Source organism: Nitrosospira sp. TNL200 (assembly GCF_055386305.1).
The window spans coordinates 2,371,621-2,388,587 of sequence record NZ_AP041003.1; the positions used below are offsets into that span (position 1 = coordinate 2,371,621).

The window sequence follows — 16,967 nt, forward strand, 5'->3', positions numbered from 1 at the left end:
CTCAACCAGACTTTGAAAACACAACAAATCGATCAAAGACTTATCCTGGGATCCAGTTCCGTATACCGCCAGGAATTGCTGCGCCGCCTTCGAATTCCGTTCGATGTATGCAGCCCGCAAATAGACGAAACGCCCCTGCCACGGGAGAAGGCGGAGATGACCGCCATCCGGCTGGCCGAAGCCAAATCGCGGGCGGTCGCCGCAGGCTCGGGTAATGCCATCATCATTGGCGCCGATCAGGTCGCCGTATTGGAAGGTGTTCAGCTAGGGAAGCCATTGAACTACTCGAATGCAGTGAAGCAGCTTCAGGCCGCCCGGGGAAAGGAAGTGATCTTTCACACTGCGCTCTGCCTCTTCAATAGCCGAAATGGGAATATGCAGACAAGACTTGTTCCGTCGCGCGTGAAATTCCGGAATCTGAGCGATCGGCAAATCGAAAATTACCTGGATAAGGAACAACCCTATCACTGTGCGGGAAGCGCCAAGGCCGAAGGGCTGGGTATCGCCTTGCTCGAATCCATCCTTAGCGACGATCCCACTGCCTTGATCGGATTGCCGCTCCTGGCGCTTGTGGACATGCTATCGCGCGAAGGCATAGAGATAGTGTGACAGCGTGGCCAGCGTGGCGATAGGCACCCTCTATCTCATTCCCACGCCTTTGGGCGGCGGAGAGCTTGACTGGATCATACCGGATGCGGTTCGGCAGCTTGCTGCAGAGCTTGAGTATTATATCGTCGAGCATCCAAAAACCGCCCGGCACTTCCTGAAACAGATCGGTTGCGTCCGGCCGCTGCAAAGAATCAGCATGAGCATACTGGATGAGCATACGCCGGACAGCGAGCTTCCGGGTCTGTTGACCCCGCTGCTCGAAGGCGCCGACGTCGGATTGTTATCCGAAGCGGGATGCCCGGCAATCGCTGACCCGGGTGCAGCACTGGTGCAGCTCGCACATCAGAGAAACCTTCGCGTCGTGCCTCTGGTCGGGCCATCTTCGATATTGCTGGCGCTGATGGCCTCCGGATTGAACGGCCAGTGCTTTACGTTCCATGGATACCTCCCCATCGAGGCCGGCAAGCGCGTAAAAAGAATCATGGAATTGGAAAAAGAATCGATCATCCGCAGCCAGACACAGATTTTTATCGAAACCCCCTACCGCAATCAAAAACTCATGGAGCTTCTTGTCTCGACATGCCGCCCGGATACCAGGCTGTGCATTGCCTGCAATCTCACGCTGCCAGATGAGCATGTCGCCACCAGAACAATCAGGCAATGGAAAGATCATTCCCCGGACCTCGATAAAAAGCCTTCCATTTTTTTGCTTCAGGGTGATACGGGCCTAAGAAACCCCTGAACCTCTGAACAAGTATCGGATGAGTTCAGTGCTTCAATCATAATAGCCTCTCTTGCGCGGAAGCTGACAATACTTCACCCGCTGTTACTCCCGAAGCAACAAACTCTCCGCCCCCTCAATATGCGGGGAATGTCGGATTGCACAACGGAAGAGAGAAGAAAAGAGATAGCTATCTATTTAAGCAATTGATATAAATAATAAACCTTCTAATCCAATTAGACCGGCTTGCCCATCTTCGCAAGTAATAAAAAATTAATTAAGGAGAAGCTGAAACGGGAGTATACTGAAGCTCTACAGTAAGGATTTTTTGAGGAGAATAACAATAATGTTTCCCAAAATCGCTTTAGCTGTGCTGCTGTTCTCCCAGATTTCCTTTGCTTTTGCTGCCATCGTCAATTTCGATGATCTCGATGCCTCCGGCGGCGATCTCAGCCTCGATTCCCTGAATCCCTATCAGGGCTTCACCTGGACCAACTTCTCGGCCTATACGAGCATTCCAGGCTTCCCCGGCTTCAACAATGGAATCGTCTCGCCCGACAATGCGGCCTATAGCGGTGGCGAATCGTTCGGCGCAATCGTCACGCCCATCATCGGTAAAATCGAGGCCGCCAACCTCTTCGATTTCGTCAGCGCTTATCTGGGCTCCGGTTACTACGATGATCTGAGCCTTACCGTGCAGGGCAGGCTGAATGGCGCCCTGCTGTTCACAAGAACCCTGACCCTCGATACCGCCGCTCCCCTGTTCGTCAGTTTCGGCTTCACCGGCATCGATGAGCTGGATTTCTTCGCGGGCACAACTGGCTCCACGACCGACCCGTTCCAGTGCGGCACGGTCAACTGCACGCAATTCACCGTCGATGACCTGACTTTCGCCCCAGGCTCGATCACGCCGCCCAACCCGCTGCCGGAACCCTCAAGCCTCGCGCTGCTCGGCTTTGGGGGACTGGGAGCCTGGGTGTTGCGCCGCAGGAAGGGCAGAGCGTAAGCGTTAGCCGCAACAGGTTTCAAAAGCTTCAAGGTTTCAGCATGACGATGTAGATCAGGCCGCCTGCCTGCTCCCCAGGAGTGCGGCCTGGGATTCCCCGGCACTCATTCTTTCAGGAGTTCGCATGGCTCGCTTCTGGTCCCGCACGGCTGTTTCCCGCTTTCTTTCTTCTTTCCTTACTGCTGCCACGCTTGCCCTGTCCATAGGCAGCATTCCGCTCCAGGCCGCGCCTCCTGAAAATCCCGCTCCCCCGCCGTTTATCAAGGTGGACGGCTTCGAGGAGCCGCTCGTGCCAATGTACGCCACCGCGCAGCGGGAAGATAGGGCGCTTGCCGAAGCCATATCCGCCTACCGCAGCCAGCCTTCTCCTGACGATCTGGCCGTGTTCGAAGCTTTCCTCAAGGAACATCCGCGTTCCGGATGGAATGTCGGCGTTCTCGCGAACCTGGGCCTCGCCTATTACCGCCAAGGCTATTTTTCCAGGGCGATAGATGCCTGGGAACGAGCGTGGAAGGCGGAAAAGACCCGTCCCGCCGATAATCCCATGGGCAAGATGCTGGCAGATCGGGCCATAGGGGAACTTACCCGCATGCGCTCCCGCCTGGGACATGCAGACGGGCTTGAAAAACTCCTGGAGGACATCAAGGACCGACCCATGAGTGGTCCAGCTACGGAACTAATTACCGATGCCCATGAAAGCCTGTGGATGTTCCGCAATGAATACGACAAGGCTTATCTTTGCGGCCCCATGGCGCTCAAGAGCCTGCTCGTCTCATCACACGCTGATTCGTCAAAAATCGCCATCATGGATGCGGCCCGCTCAGGTCCGCGCGGCTACACTCTCGCCCAGGTATCGGAGCTAGCGGCCAAAGCCGACATTCCTCATGAGCTGGTGTTCCGTAGCCCCGGCCAGCCCATTCCTGTTCCTTCGGTAGTTAACTGGAAGCTGAACCACTATGCCGCCATTATCGGCGAGCAGAACGGCCTCTACCACGTCCAGGACCCCACTTTTGCAACGGGAGATGCTTGGCTCACCAGGGAAGCCATCGATGCGGAGGCAAGCGGGTATTTCCTGGTTCCGGCTGGAACCCAGAAAGTTGCGTCCTGGCGTATGGCCACTCCTGAAGAGGCAAGGCGTATCTATGGAATGGGACAGACAAGTGTTAATCAGCCCGGTACGACACAGAAGCTTGATAGCAACTTGACCTGCTCCAATCCAAAAGGCCCTGTTCCTCTCACTGGCTCCGCAGCGTCACCACCAGCCATGTGTGTAGTGAACGCTAAAATGATGCTGGTGAGCCTGAACTTAAGCGACGTTCCGGTCGGGTACCAGCCGCCGAAGGGGCCTTCCGCCAAAATCAGCCTGACCTACAATCAGCGCGAAGCCAGCCAGCCAGCCAATTTCAGCTTTTTCAATATCAGCCCCAAATGGACACTGAACGTGCTGTCCTGGGTTCAGGATACTCCCGACTCGCCTGGCCGCTCAGTTCTGCGCTATGCAGCGGGTGGGGGATCGGTGGATTATTCGATCGGCTACAGCTATTCAACGGCCTCCGGCGCGTTCTCCCCCGAGCGGCAGGGCCAGGCGGTGCTGGTACGCATACCCGCCACCGGTCCCGCCACTTCCTATGAATTGCGCATGCCCGATGGAAGCAAGCAGGTATTCGCCCAGAGCGATGGCGCAACCGTATACCCGCGCCGCATGTTCCTGAGCCAAATAATCGATCCTTCGGGTAACGCGCTAACGTTCAATTATGACAATCAGTTGCGCCTGGTATCGCTCACGGATGCCACTGGCCGCAACACCATCTTCAGTTATGAGTTCCCTGCCAATCCCCTGCTCGTAACCGGAATAACCGATCCATTCGGACGCCGTGCCGAACTGACATACGACACAAACAGACGTCTCGCCTCGATCACCGATGTGATCGGCATTACTTCCTCCTTCAAATACGATACGGGGGGGCTCATCAATGAAATGACGACACCCTATGGTACCCATCATTTCACCTATGGGCAGAACATCTATGAAAACTCACGCTTCTTGGAAATGACCGATCCGATGGGTTTTACCGAACGACTGGAATTCCGGCATTTTGCTTCCGGCATACCCAATGATGATCCTGTGGCTCCGGCTGGCATGGGGATATTGAACGGTTTTCTTTACTACCGTAATACTTTCCACTGGGACAAGCATCTTTATGCTATCACTCATACCGATTACACCCAAGCCCGAATCATTCACTGGCTTCATAATCCGGCTGGACAGACCTCACCGATCATAGAAAGCAGCAAACAGCCCCTTGAGCGCCGCGTCTGGAATACCTACCCGGGACAAGGTAATTCCATCATGGAAGGAACTGCCGGGACACCGATAGCAATCGGCCGAGTATTAGATGACGGCTCCACGCAAGCAAGAAGATTTACCTATAACAGCATCGGCAAGCCGCTCACAGCCACCGACCCTACAGAGCGCAAGACTTCCTTTACCTACGCTTCCAATGACATCGATCTTACTTCCATCCAGCAGACCACGGGCAGCGGCCAGGCCACGCTGGCGGCCTTCACCTACAACAGCCAGCACCTTCCCCTGACCGCGACCGATGCGGCGGGAAAGACAACCTCCTATACCTACAACGCGGCTGGCCAGGTAACGGGCGTGACCGACGCACTCGGGCAGACCACGCGCTACGCCTATGACGGGCTGGGGCGGCTGACCTCGATCACCAATGCGAATAACGCGGTGCAGTACAGCTTCACCTATGACGCTTTCGACCGCATTGCCACTGCCACCGATTCGGAAGGCCGTAGCGTGGCTTATGAATACGATGCCATCGACCGGGTTACGCAAATCCTCTATCCCGACGGAACCACCACGCTGAATAGCTACGACCTGCTCGACCTGGTGGAAACAAGGGATCGGATGGGGAGGGTTACGAGCTACAGCTATGACGCCAACCGGCGCATGACCTCGATGACCGACCCCGTGGGCCAGACCACCAGCTACAGCTATTACCGTAACGGGGTGCTGCGCAGCATCACCGATGGCAATGGGAATACGACGCACTGGGATATCGATATCCAGAGCCGCCCTATCGCCAAGGTCTATGCCGATGATTCCAGGGAAACCTATGCCTATGACAGCGCAAGCCGTCTGATCAGCGTAACTGATGCCCTGGGGCAGACCAGACAGTATGGCTATACGAAGGATGACCGGCTCGCGGCCCTGAATTATGCCAATGCTATAAGTACCACGCCCGGCGTCAGTTTCACCTACGACCCGTATTTCCCGCGAAGGACCACCATGACCGATGGGGCGGGAACCACCCAGTTCCAGTATGGCGCTATCGGCTCCCTAGGGGCGCTCAAGCTGACAGGCGAGAATGGGCCATATGCCAATGACGCTGTTTCCTACCAGTATGATGGCCTCGGGCGGGTTGCCAGCCGCACGGTGGATGCGGTTACGGAATCCTTTGCCTATGACAGGCTCAACCGCGTCACCCAGCACACCAATCCGCTGGGCTCCTTCAGTTTCAGCTATCTAGGCCAGACCGGCCAGCTCGTAAGCCAGCAGGCCGGGGCCGTGGGGACGCAGTGGGGCTATGAGGACAATACCCATGACCGCCGCCTGAAGTCGATCACGAATAGTGGACTGGCGCGCGGCTTCCAGTATGCCACTACACCGGAAAACCAGATTTCCACGCTGACGGAAACCGCGGGAGGAGCAGCGCAGAAGAGCTGGCACTATACATACGATGCCAATGACCGCTTGACCGGAGCTCAGCCCTCAAGCGGAGCGGCTTTCAGCTATGGCTATGACGCGGCCGACAACCTGACCTCCATCAATGGCGCGATGCCGCATTACAACAGCGTCAACCAGCTCACGAGCTATAACAATGAAAGCTTCAGCCATGACGCGAACGGTAATCTGAAGGATGACGGAGTCCGGACCTATCAGTGGGACGCCGAGAACCGCCTGATTTCCATCGGTTACAAGAATGACGCCAGCAAGGCAACCACGTTCCGTCACGACGGCATGGGGCGGCGCATCGCCATCGTCGAGACAAATGGCGGAGCAATGACAGAGACCCGCTATCTGTGGTGCGGCGCTACGCTGTGCCAGGCCCGCACGGCGGGGGATATCGTCACGCGCCGCTATTACCCGCAAGGCATGGCAATCCCGCAGGGTGGCACGTTGCTCTATTACGGCACTGACCATCTGGGATCGGTGCGGGATGTGATGGCAGCCCAGAACGGGGCCAAGGTCGCCAGTTACGACTATGACCCTTACGGCAACCCAATAGCGACGAATGGGCGGATTTCAGTTGACTTCCGCTATGCGGGGATGTTTTATCATCAGCAAAGCGGACTGTATCTTACCAATTACCGGGCCTATGATCCGAAGACGGCAAGGTGGCTGTCGCGCGATCCGATTAGAGAGAAAGGAGGGCTAAATCTTTACGCCTATGTAGGGAGTAATCCACTTACAAGGATCGACCCACAGGGCCTTGCAGGAGGAGCTGGACCAGTTCTCCAAGGCCAATCTGGCGTAAATCAAGTTATTCAAGAATTTCCTTCTGGAAGTAATATAGGGCAAGAGATTACCATTGACACCCCATCCGGTACCGTGAGAGTCGATATAGGAGCTTATAATCCAGAAACTGGAGAACTATCTTTGACTGAAGTTAAGAATGGGCCATTTGCAAGGTTGACACCCAACCAGAAAGTATGTTATCCAGAAATACTACGGGGACTATTTACGCCACGAGGACCTAATGCTCTAGCACTTGGCCTTAAAAATATCGTTGGAGGTGGTGCAAATAACGTTTCTTTGCAAATAAAAAACCTTAATGGTGCAAATGTGCGAATTCCGGAGATAACACCGATTGAAGATTTACCTATAGTACCGATTGAAGATTTACCTATAATAATTATTGAATAATGGACACCAATTGCTCTCAAAACACCTACAGGATGCGCTTCCCTATTTAAAGCCTTCGCTTGAAAGCAGTAATTCAGATATCAGGCTAACATTTGACAATCAGCCTGTTCTCAGAGAACTTAATAATGGCTTAGTTGTGGCTTATCTCTTGGATTTTGGGAAAAAATTTCAATATGTTCAGAACCATGATCTTAGTTCCTCTGGTTTGACAGAAACACAGTTATATGATTACAGCATACAAAATTTAAAAAAGCTAATACAGACCAAGCTCGAGGTTCGCTCTTACGGGCACACCTTCGCTATTTTTCTGGATGGAAATTTTGAAGCTAGCCTTCTACTCGTCGATAATTTATGGGACAAAACATTTTCCCATCTTGTTACTAAAGGTTTTGTGGCAGCAGCGCCAACCCGGGATGTATTAGCATTTTGTGATATTAGTTCTAACGAAGGAATTTCGGAACTACGTGCAATTATTGACCGGGCACAAACGGGAGATCATGCTATTACTCCAATCTTGTTTCGCCGGCACGGCAAGAACTGGCTTCGTTATGCTGATTAACAACTTCCCTGCAATCTGCCGGCTTAATAATTAACCTTAGAAAGAGGCTTATCCTCCGGTCGCATCTTGCAATGACCGTCGACCTGCGACGTGGAAATATTGGCGCTTCCCAGGCACTCTTGCGCCTTGAACCCGTAAGGAAACTGTTTCATGTTGAATGGTCATAAATGCGAGTACGAAAATACGGGGTCAGGTCTTGTTATTTGCCATAGGGACAAGGTTTGGGTCGGGACATCAGACAATCAGCTCATGGCACCGTCCGACGAATTCCCAAGGTTTCATGCGGTTGATGATGGCAGGTGCGTCGTTGACGCCTTAGGCAGAAAGCTGTTGCATGTGCTGTTCCATCTTCGCTGCCAGCGGGCGAAATCCATTCATGCTTATGCTTGCTTACTCGAAAAGCGTGGCGACTTTCGCCAGCACCTCGTCCATGATGGATTCTGGCAGAGTATCCACCTTGCGGGCGTGACGGGCAGCCAGGTCGATCACGCGCGGCTGATCGCAACGGACGACGCCGATGGTCTTGATGCCGGTCACGGGCACGGCGAAGCCCAGGCGGCAGGCGAACTCGCCGCCGTTGGTGATCGGGAGAATCACCGGCAGCTTGGTGGCCTCATTGAATTCGGCCGGCGATACGACCAAGACGGGACGGCTGCCGCTTTGCTCATGCCCTGCGGTTGGATCGAGCGACACCAGATAAATGTCGCCCCGCCTCATAGCAGTTCACCGCCTACGGTGGATGCATCGACCCATTCGCGTTCTTCCGCCGGTTGCGGCTGCGAGTAGTCCGAGGCGGCCAGCAACTCCGCAAGCGTGTAACGTGGCCGTGGCTTAGGTTCAACTACCAAGCGGCCGCGATCGACGGCCAAGCCAACCGTTGCGCCGGCTTGCAGGTGCAATTGATCAAGGAATGCTGGTGGGACGGCCAACATGACCGAGCCGCCAACCTTGCGCAGATTGGTTGTGTACATGATGCACCTCCAGCGAATAGCATTATATTAAAGTATAATTTATTCCCCCTCTAACCTGCAAGCCTGCCATCCAGTGGAATACGGGATCAGTCTGTTATTTGCCATAGGCTTTGATAATTCTGTGGATGAAAAGTGACGTAGAGCGAGGGAAGCAGTTATTAGCAAAACGTTGACCCTTCGTTTAACCGACATGGCGGAAGCCGATCTCGCTGAAGAATGCCTCTCGCACCCTTCTCAGCGCATTGAGCTGTAAGGTCAAATCCTGCTCCAGAATGCTGACGCGGCGTGACTGATCTTCGTGGATCTTCGTTTAGAAGTTATGAGGCGCGCGGAGGCTGCCCAAACTAAAGCACATAGCCATTATTGTCATAGATGGCAAATTCCCGCATGCCGTAGGAGAAATCCTCGATTGGGTAACAGACGCCCGTCTTGTCTTTCAGCAATTGCCACAAGGCATCGACTTGGTTCGTCCTGAAATACAGATCCGGCAAAGCCGGGAGCTGCGTCATTCTCATGTCGATTCGGGCCAGCAAGCATGATTTCACATCGTCACGATGGAGGGAGGCCCAGCCTCGCTCGTCGCTGGAACTGTCGCAGTGGAAACCGAGCACTTCAATGTAGAAGTCAATAGAACCGGGAAGATCCCAGGTTCGCAGCATCGGGGTAAGCGCTTCAAGTCTCATGGATTGCTGCACCTCTCCAAATCTTAAAAGCTCAACTATCGCGTAGCTTTCAGGAGAGCCGGTTTCAAGAGACTGTTAGGATGGAAACAAGGGCGAAAAAGCGGAAAGCGGGCCACGTTGCTGGCATCTCCTAAAAACAACCGTTTTTGCTATATCCAGTTTTTTATTCGTTTCTTAAATTCATGGCGCATATGAGCCGTACGTTCTTTTGAATTCATGTTTACCCTATCGTCAAATGCGTCTGAATCACGTGATTGACAATAATCGTATCGGCACGAGCCTCGACTTGGGCAAGATCGAAGATCATCTGTAGCCGCATCCAGAAAGCGGGGGTGCTTCCCATGGATTTCGACAGCCTCACGGCCATTTCCGGCGATATACCGGCCTTCTCGTTGATGAGGCTGGACAGCGTGGGGCGCGACACGTTTAAAGCCTTAGCCGCACCGGTCACGGTTAGATTCAACTCACCAAGTGCCCCTTTCATATCCGGCCCGGGTGAACAGGATTTTTCATAGTCATTTTCAGCTCCTTTTCAAGGATAATCTATTAAATAATCTATTAAATCCAGATCCCGTACCGCTCCATTTTTGAAGCGGAATATGATCCGCCAGTTTCCAGTTACGCGAATGCTCCAGAAGCCTTTAAGGTCGCCCGTCAAGGGGTGAAGCCGATAACCTGGAATATCGGTCTCGGCTACCGTCTCGACAGCCTATGATCTCGAAAAACTCACCGTTTGCGAATCTTGCCATCACTCGACCAGGCCGATTTTCATCCTCTCCATCCTTGTGAATGACCAAGCTACCGGCCCTTCAGCTTCTGAGCCGGCGTCGATTCCTTGATATCGTTCTTCATCAGCATTTTCATGGATGGCGTCCATCCAGGTTTTCGCTTCTCGCCTTGGGAATACTCGCCTTTGGAATATGGCGGTGAAGCGTCAAGGGGGGCAACCCTAGACGTTTGGCGACGGTCGAAACAGGAATATTGGAATCCTTCTGCATGGCTCGCGCCGCCTGGAGATCCTCGGGGCTGCGCCGCGTAACGCGACCTCCCGCTACCACAATCCCCCATAGGACCCCATGCTCATCAGGACGCTCGCCGCGGCTGCCCCGAAGCGTTTGGCAAAGCGTTCGGCGAATCCTTCCCGGGTCGTATAGTCAACGATATGCTCGGCCTTGATGATCTCTCGCGCAACATATTCCGCACTTCCCATTGCGTCGGCCAGACCCAGATCGATGCTTTTTTGTCCGGTCCAGACTATGCCGCTGAAAATCTCGGGTGTATTCTTCAGGCGCTTGCCCCTGCCTTCCTGGACGACCTCGATAAACTGCTTGTGAATATCGTCCAGCATCTTTTTCGCATATTCCGCCTGTTCCGGATTGACCGGTGAAAAAGGATCGAGAAAGGCCTTGTTTTTTCCCGCGGTAAGCAGCCGCCGCTCGATACCCAGCTTGTCCATTGCATTGGTAAAACCGAATCCATTCATCAGGACACCGATCGAGCCGATAATACTTGCCTTGTCGACAAAAATCTTGTCAGCGGCAACGGCAACGTAATAGCCTCCGGAGGCGCAAACATCCTCCACCACCACATAAAGTGGAATTCGTGGATATTCGGCGCGCAAGCGCCGGATTTCATCATTGATGTAGCCCGCTTGCACGGGGCTTCCTCCAGGACTATTGATGCGCAATATCACCCCTTGTGTTTTCTGGTCCTTGAATGCATGCTGCAAACCGGCATTGACATTATCGGCACTGCTGATGCTGTCCGGCGCGATGACGCCGCGCAACTCGACCAGCGCAGTGTGCTTGCCGGAAATCGACATGCCGCTATCGCCGAACCAACCCAACCCGACAAACAAAAGAATAAACAGGTAGACAAAAGTCAGGGATTTGAAAAAAATACTCCACTGGCGCGCTCTGCGCTGTTCCCGCAATGACGAGAGCAACAGCTTTTCGAGCACCTGTTTTTCGGAGCCTTCGTTGGGAGTTTCTGTATCAGCCATTTCCTAAATCCGGGAGTTGATTGCTTTCCGACAGACTGCCAGTGCAATGCCGCACACTGATTGAAATATATGAAACCCAGTATCCACGCGGCTTATAGCCTGATTATAAGTTCCATCAAGAGCGCTTCACTACACTAGTTTCCGAAAGGTCGAGTTGTTCCAGGAATGTCCGCAGATCGATGGCCAAAGGCGCGTCGACCCGCAGTCGCCTCCCGGTGACGGGATGTACCACTTCCGCCACAGCAGCATGAAGAAACTGGCGTTTCAGCCCTTTTGCCGGCATCTCCCTGGATAATCGTTTATTCAAGTCAAAATCGCCATATTTGTCGTCCCCCACGATCGGGAATCCGAGATGAGCCAGATGCACGCGAATTTGATGAGTTCGGCCTGTCTTTAGTTCCGCTTCCAGCAGGCTGAAATCAGGCCATGATTTTTTGAGAATGAAAATAGTATGAGCGGGCATTGCCCCCTTTTCATTCAATCCGTCCGCAGATGCCACAACCACCCGCCTTTCCCCGGTGGGGGTGACATACTTGTGGAGCGGCAACCGTACAGCTTGCCTCGGATTCCGCCACTTTCCCTTCACCAGAGTCAGATAGCGTTTCTCCATCTGTCCCGCCCGAATTTGTCGATGCAGTTCAATCAGCGCTGCGCGGGACTTGGCAAGAAACAGGACGCCCGATGTTCCCCTGTCGAGACGATGGACCAGTTCCAGGAATTTCCATTCGGGATGCTGGGCGCGCAAATGCTCTATCACACCCTGGCTCACGCCGCTTCCGCCATGCACGGCCATGCCGGCAGGCTTGTTGAGTACGATCAGCGCCTCATCGTGAAACAGGATTTCGAATAGAAAAGGCGCGGGCTTGACGCCGCCATGTCCAGGCACAGGCCTGACCCCGGTGCGAACTGGCGGAATACGCACCACATCACCCGACTGCAAATGGTGACCAGCGTCCACCCGTTTGCTGTTGAGCCGCACCTGCCCGCTCCGCAATAACTGATAGATGTGGGTTTTAGGTACTCCCTTAAGCCGTTTGAACAGGAAATTATCTATGCGCTGTCCGTCACCACTCTCATCCACCACTTCATTCACCGCGGCAAGCAGGGGAAAATCTTTGCCTAAATCTCTAATTCTACTTATACTTGCCAATTCGGAGTTCAGCCTATCCCTTTATCCGGCGTTCAAGGCAGCGCTGTTGATGAAAATCCTGTCCAATAAGGGACAAGCGCCAACCCGAAAAACCTGGTTAACGTCACTCACCACTAAAGTAGTGATAGTAATTGATTTGCGCGCTCAAAGCACACGTAAATTTCAGTTTTCGGTTTCGTTGCGCCCATTACCGGCGCCATAACCGAAACCTGATTGAAACTTAATTTCCTGGCTCTGCTAGTTAATTGAAGCAGGGCCACAGCGACACGCCAGAGAAAATAGTCATCTTTAACAGCAGCCAAGCCTATGACCAACGTTGCCTGACTAGTATGCTCTCGTATACGCGCGGAAGAATCCCCGCAGCGTAGGCTGTCCGCCCGTGTCCAGAGCGCGGGAGGCATAAAATGAAACGCATGTTATTTAATGCGACACAGCCGGAAGAACTGCGTGTCGCGATTGTCGATGGTCAAAAACTCATTGACCTGGACATCGAATCATCCGGCAAGGAACAACGCAAGGGCAACATTTACAAGGCGGTCATTACCCGCCTGGAGCCCAGTCTTGAAGCCGCTTTCGTCGAATATGGCGGAGAGCGGCACGGTTTTCTTCCTTTCAAGGAAATCTCCCGCTCCTACTTCAAGGAGACCGCCGATACCGGCCGCGGCAGGCCGCAGGACGCTCTCCATGAAGGCCAGGAGCTCATCGTCCAGGTAGACAAGGACGAGCGTGGCACCAAGGGTGCGGCGCTCACCACCTATATCTCGCTGGCGGGCCGCCACCTGGTATTGATGCCAAATAACCCGCGAGGTGGCGGAGTCTCACGCCGCATCGAGGGGGAAGACCGCGCCGAGCTGCGCGATACGATGGCCCAGCTCGATATTCCTTCGGGCATGAGCATTATTGCCCGCACAGCGGGAATAGGCCGCAGCGAGGAAGAATTGCAGTGGGATCTCAATTATCTGCTGCAATTATGGCGTGCAATCGAGGAAGCATCGCACGGCCAGAGCGGCGCCTTTCTTATCTACCAGGAAAGCAGTCTCGTCATACGGGCAATCCGCGATTACTTTCACCAGGAAATTGGTGAAATCCTGATCGACACTGAAAACATCTATGAGCAGGCATGCCAGTTCATGAGCCATGTCATGCCCGCGAACGTCGGCCGCGTGAAATTCTACCGCGACGACGTGCCTCTATTCTCGCGTTTCCAGATCGAACACCAGATCGAGACCGCTTATTCGCGCCAGGTAACTTTGCCATCAGGCGGCGCCATCGTGATCGATCATACTGAGGCGCTGGTATCGATCGACGTGAATTCCGCGCGAGCGACCCGTGGCTCCGACATAGAGCAAACGGCGCTTAATACCAATCTTGAAGCCGCCGATGAGATCGCGCGGCAGTTGCGGCTACGTGATCTGGGTGGGCTGGTGGTGATCGATTTTATCGATATGGAAGTAGCCCGCAATCAGCGAGAAGTGGAAAATCGCCTGCATGACTCGCTGCGTTATGACCGCGCACGCGTGCAAATGGGAAAAATCTCCCGCTTCGGCTTGCTGGAACTTTCGCGGCAGCGGCTGCGCCCCTCGCTCGGCGAGAGCAACTATATCTCCTGCCCGCGCTGCCATGGCACGGGGCACATTCGCGGCACTGATTCTTCGGCATTGCATATTCTCAGGATCATCCAGGAAGAGGCAATGAAGGAAAATACCGCTGTGCTTCAAGCCCAGGTACCGGTGGATGTGGCGACCTATCTGCTCAACGAAAAGCGTTCCGAGATACATGCGATCGAAGCCAGATTGAAAGTCAATGTGGTCCTGATTCCAAATATTCATCTCGAAACTCCCAATTACAATATAACTCGCTTGCGACACGACGAGGTGAAGTCGGGTGAAATTCAAACCAGCTACCAGTTGGTGGAGAAACCCACGACGGAAATTACCCTGCCATCGGCTTCGCAGGAAACCAAACCAGTGCGGCAGCAGGCTGCCGTAAAAGGCATAACCCCGTCCCAGCCGGCGCCAGTACGGGAGCAGGTACCGCAACGCGAACCCGGGCAGGTATCCTTTCTGGATAAAATACTGGGATGGTTCAGGCAACCGGGGGGAGAGCGAAAAAGAGCTCTGCCGGAACAGGCTGCTGCCGGACCGCAACAGCTCGAACGCGGCCCTGGCCGGCGCGATCGCGTCCGGCCGGCCCGACCAGTTCGTGGAGAGCGTGGGGAGCGCGGCGAACGAACCGGCGAGGTGGTCACTTTCCCGGGTCAACCCCGGGAAACCGCGCAGAGCCAGCGCAGTGAGCGCGGCGATTCGAAACCCCAGGCAGAGCGCTTTGGCACGAAAAAGCCGCAACGCCCCCCTCGAGAGGAAAAACGGGAGGAAAAACAATCTCGGGCGGACACCCGGTTGCCTGCGGAGGAACAACCGGCAACGGAAGACCTGGCTCAGGCTCAGCGGGGAGAGGATGGGGGACGCAGACGCCGCCGTGGCGGAAGGCAGCGCGACCGGGGTGACCGCCAGGATCGCCTTCCCCGCGAAGCAAAAAACACCTCGCCAAGAGAAATCCAGGATCAGCAAATGGCCGGTCCGGCCATGCAACAAAATAAGGCAGAAAACGAAGTTGCCCGCGAGCCGATATGGGAAACACCTGCCATGGTAAGCGTGGCTTTGCCAACAATCGAGACGGGAGCGCTTCCCGAATCGAAGACGGTACTTCCGCCAGAGCCGGTGGGCGGACAGCCGGCCAACCAGTCAAGCGATCCGGAAGAGGAAGCGCCAACTGTAGTGCCGGATGAAGAAAACAAGACTGCCACTTCACCTGGAGTAGCCGCCGGGGCAGCGCCCAAGCAGGAAAGCAGACCGTATCAGCTTTCCCCCATCCCGGAGCAGGAACCCTTATCCGCATCACTTGCACCCCTTGCGCCATCCTCCCCGCCTCTGCTGCTTACCGATGCATCGGAAGGAATACGCGGGGTTGCAAGCGTTGCAACAGAAAACGAACTTTCGGACAAAACGCCGGAAGCAACGGCGCCATCAGTTCAGCAAGCAGCCGGGAAATCCGCTCCTGCACCGGAACCGTTGAATTTGGCAGCGAGTGGATTGATCATGATTGAAACCATTCCCGGAAAACGGATGACTCCTGACGAGCACGCGTCTGTAGAGTCCGTTCTGGAAGGCCGACGGAAAAGAAAGCCTGCGCCTCCGCCTGCGGCGGCTGCTGGCGAGCCATTAGTGCAAATTGAAACGCACAAGTGACCGGCTGTATAAAGCCATCGCGAGAAAATTCCGGTGGCTTGGGGAGGATTTCCGATAGGGAGAACTAGGGAAGCGCTGAACAAATCCTCGCTGAGCGCGTTGCTGGTAAAATCGGGATAATCATAAGGCGCGCGACGAAGGTCGTAGCTGGGACTACGATGCCAACGAGCGCAACGCGGTGGCTTCCCAGAGCGTGGCCCGAGGGGCCCCGCGAAGCGGGGATCGGGCAGCGGCGGGGATGCCAGAGCGCGCCAAAGTATACATGGGGCGCCAGCAGCCCGCTACGGGGTCGCATCTTCCTTTCGGAAAACACTGCTCCGCCCTGCGCGGTCGCACCATTCGCGTCGTCGCCTTTCGCGCATCCCATCCCGAAAAGCCACCGCCGCGCCAGCAGAGATTTGTTCAGCGCTTCCCTGGATTCGCCGCAATCCGCGGCCCCTGCTCTCTCTTGAGGATATTTACAGGCAGCCGCGAAACCCGCTCCATTCACACCGCTTTGCGCATCCCATCCCGCAAAAACCATCGTGCCGGTGAGAATTTGTTCAGCGCTTCCCCAGGAGGCTCGTCCCTATATTTTTTTCTTGGCATATCCGGTTGAGCAGCTCCTGACCGGCTTCCTCCACCATGTTCAGCACATGTTCAAAACCCTGGCGTCCACCGAAATAAGGGTCAGGAACCTCTTCCACCCCCTGGGAAAACCTGCGGCTGTATTGCATCAATAAGCCGAGCTTATGACTGTATTGAGGCGGACATTCCTGCCTCAATATGGCGAGATTGGCCTTATCCATTGCAAGAATATAATGAAAATGCTCGAAATCCCTTTCATGCACGCGCCGCGCCCGCAGGGTTCGGGTGTCATAGCCGCGCCGGGTCGCCGCCTGCTGGGCTCTTTCATCCGGCGGCTCACCCTCATGGTAATCATGAGTGCCAGCCGAGTCGATGTGAAAGGCTTGCTCGAAGCCAGCATCCCTGACCTGCTGCCTGAATACAGCCTCCGCAGTAGGAGACCGGCAAATATTTCCCATGCAAACAAACAGAACGCGTGTTTTAAGATGCTCTTCCACTTTCATGGCTCA

At 54.7% G+C, this 16,967-nt stretch carries 13 protein-coding genes and 1 pseudogene; 6 read left to right on the forward strand and 8 right to left on the reverse strand.

Features of this window, described 5'->3' with window-relative positions; genetic code table 11:
* Positions 1-12: 12 nt before the first annotated feature.
* From ACZ5CE_RS10700 to ACZ5CE_RS10720, 5 genes are all read left to right on the forward strand, one after another.
* Positions 13-609 (forward strand): Maf family nucleotide pyrophosphatase, encoded by a 597-nt coding sequence (locus tag ACZ5CE_RS10700; protein ID WP_464577491.1) that lies wholly within the window; start codon positions 13-15, stop codon positions 607-609.
* A gap of 13 nt (positions 610-622) precedes the next feature.
* Entirely contained in the window at positions 623-1,351 is a 729-nt protein-coding gene (locus ACZ5CE_RS10705; protein ID WP_464574900.1) for an SAM-dependent methyltransferase, read from the forward strand.
* A gap of 325 nt (positions 1,352-1,676) precedes the next feature.
* Positions 1,677-2,336, forward strand: a complete 660-nt coding sequence (locus tag ACZ5CE_RS10710) for a PEP-CTERM sorting domain-containing protein (protein ID WP_464574901.1) — start codon at positions 1,677-1,679, stop codon at positions 2,334-2,336.
* A 124-nt stretch (positions 2,337-2,460) separates the two neighbouring features.
* A complete protein-coding gene (locus ACZ5CE_RS10715) occupies positions 2,461-7,278 on the forward strand; it encodes an RHS repeat-associated core domain-containing protein (protein ID WP_464574902.1) in 4,818 nt (1,605 codons plus the stop codon).
* 10 nt (positions 7,279-7,288) lie between these two features.
* Positions 7,289-7,837 carry a DUF1444 family protein gene (locus ACZ5CE_RS10720; protein ID WP_464574903.1) on the forward strand — a complete coding sequence of 183 codons (549 nt, stop codon included), beginning with the start codon at positions 7,289-7,291 and terminating at the stop codon, positions 7,835-7,837.
* Between the two features lie 390 nt (positions 7,838-8,227).
* Here ACZ5CE_RS10720 and ACZ5CE_RS10725 read toward each other — a convergent pair whose 3' ends face one another.
* From ACZ5CE_RS10725 to ACZ5CE_RS10755, 7 genes and pseudogenes are all read right to left on the reverse strand, one after another.
* Positions 8,228-8,554: a type II toxin-antitoxin system PemK/MazF family toxin gene (locus ACZ5CE_RS10725; protein ID WP_464574904.1), complete on the reverse strand. Its 327-nt coding sequence runs from the start codon at positions 8,552-8,554 to the stop codon at positions 8,228-8,230.
* Positions 8,551-8,808: an AbrB/MazE/SpoVT family DNA-binding domain-containing protein gene (locus ACZ5CE_RS10730; RefSeq protein ID WP_464574905.1), complete on the reverse strand. Its 258-nt coding sequence runs from the start codon at positions 8,806-8,808 to the stop codon at positions 8,551-8,553. Before ACZ5CE_RS10730 ends, ACZ5CE_RS10725 begins: the two co-directional genes overlap by 4 nt.
* 344 nt (positions 8,809-9,152) lie before the next feature.
* Positions 9,153-9,491, reverse strand: coding sequence for a VOC family protein (locus tag ACZ5CE_RS10735; RefSeq protein ID WP_464574906.1), 339 nt, complete (start codon positions 9,489-9,491; stop codon positions 9,153-9,155).
* A gap of 220 nt (positions 9,492-9,711) precedes the next feature.
* Positions 9,712-9,975, reverse strand: coding sequence for a HigA family addiction module antitoxin (locus ACZ5CE_RS10740; protein WP_464574907.1), 264 nt, complete (start codon positions 9,973-9,975; stop codon positions 9,712-9,714).
* A gap of 48 nt (positions 9,976-10,023) precedes the next feature.
* A pseudogene (locus tag ACZ5CE_RS10745) lies at positions 10,024-10,185 on the reverse strand (type II toxin-antitoxin system RelE/ParE family toxin); the annotation flags it as partial.
* Positions 10,186-10,542: 357 nt separating this feature from the next.
* Positions 10,543-11,493: a S49 family peptidase gene (locus tag ACZ5CE_RS10750; protein WP_464574908.1), complete on the reverse strand. Its 951-nt coding sequence runs from the start codon at positions 11,491-11,493 to the stop codon at positions 10,543-10,545.
* A gap of 115 nt (positions 11,494-11,608) precedes the next feature.
* Complete coding sequence (locus ACZ5CE_RS10755) at positions 11,609-12,643, reverse strand: RluA family pseudouridine synthase (protein WP_464574909.1); 1,035 nt, start codon at positions 12,641-12,643, stop codon at positions 11,609-11,611.
* 404 nt (positions 12,644-13,047) lie between these two features.
* On the opposite strand from ACZ5CE_RS10755, the gene ACZ5CE_RS10760 reads away from it, so the two are divergent.
* Positions 13,048-15,891: an Rne/Rng family ribonuclease gene (locus ACZ5CE_RS10760; protein ID WP_464574910.1), complete on the forward strand. Its 2,844-nt coding sequence runs from the start codon at positions 13,048-13,050 to the stop codon at positions 15,889-15,891.
* 542 nt (positions 15,892-16,433) lie between these two features.
* Here the strand turns inward: ACZ5CE_RS10760 and ACZ5CE_RS10765 are convergent.
* Positions 16,434-16,961: a low molecular weight protein-tyrosine-phosphatase gene (locus ACZ5CE_RS10765; RefSeq protein ID WP_464574911.1), complete on the reverse strand. Its 528-nt coding sequence runs from the start codon at positions 16,959-16,961 to the stop codon at positions 16,434-16,436.
* Positions 16,962-16,967: the final 6 nt, after the last annotated feature.

Excerpts from the sequence above, each read along its gene's own strand:
- ACZ5CE_RS10735 (WP_464574906.1), bottom strand. The coding sequence starts at position 9,491 with ATGAGACTTGAAGCGCTTACCCCGATGCTGCGAACCTGGGATCTTCCC.
- ACZ5CE_RS10730 (WP_464574905.1), bottom strand. The coding sequence starts at position 8,808 with ATGTACACAACCAATCTGCGCAAGGTTGGCGGCTCGGTCATGTTGGCC.
- ACZ5CE_RS10750 (WP_464574908.1), bottom strand. The coding sequence starts at position 11,493 with ATGGCTGATACAGAAACTCCCAACGAAGGCTCCGAAAAACAGGTGCTC.
- ACZ5CE_RS10765 (WP_464574911.1), bottom strand. The coding sequence starts at position 16,961 with ATGAAAGTGGAAGAGCATCTTAAAACACGCGTTCTGTTTGTTTGCATG.
- ACZ5CE_RS10715 (WP_464574902.1), top strand. The coding sequence starts at position 2,461 with ATGGCTCGCTTCTGGTCCCGCACGGCTGTTTCCCGCTTTCTTTCTTCT.
- ACZ5CE_RS10760 (WP_464574910.1), top strand. The coding sequence starts at position 13,048 with ATGAAACGCATGTTATTTAATGCGACACAGCCGGAAGAACTGCGTGTC.
- ACZ5CE_RS10740 (WP_464574907.1), bottom strand. The coding sequence starts at position 9,975 with ATGAAAGGGGCACTTGGTGAGTTGAATCTAACCGTGACCGGTGCGGCT.
- ACZ5CE_RS10710 (WP_464574901.1), top strand. The coding sequence starts at position 1,677 with ATGTTTCCCAAAATCGCTTTAGCTGTGCTGCTGTTCTCCCAGATTTCC.
- ACZ5CE_RS10725 (WP_464574904.1), bottom strand. The coding sequence starts at position 8,554 with ATGAGGCGGGGCGACATTTATCTGGTGTCGCTCGATCCAACCGCAGGG.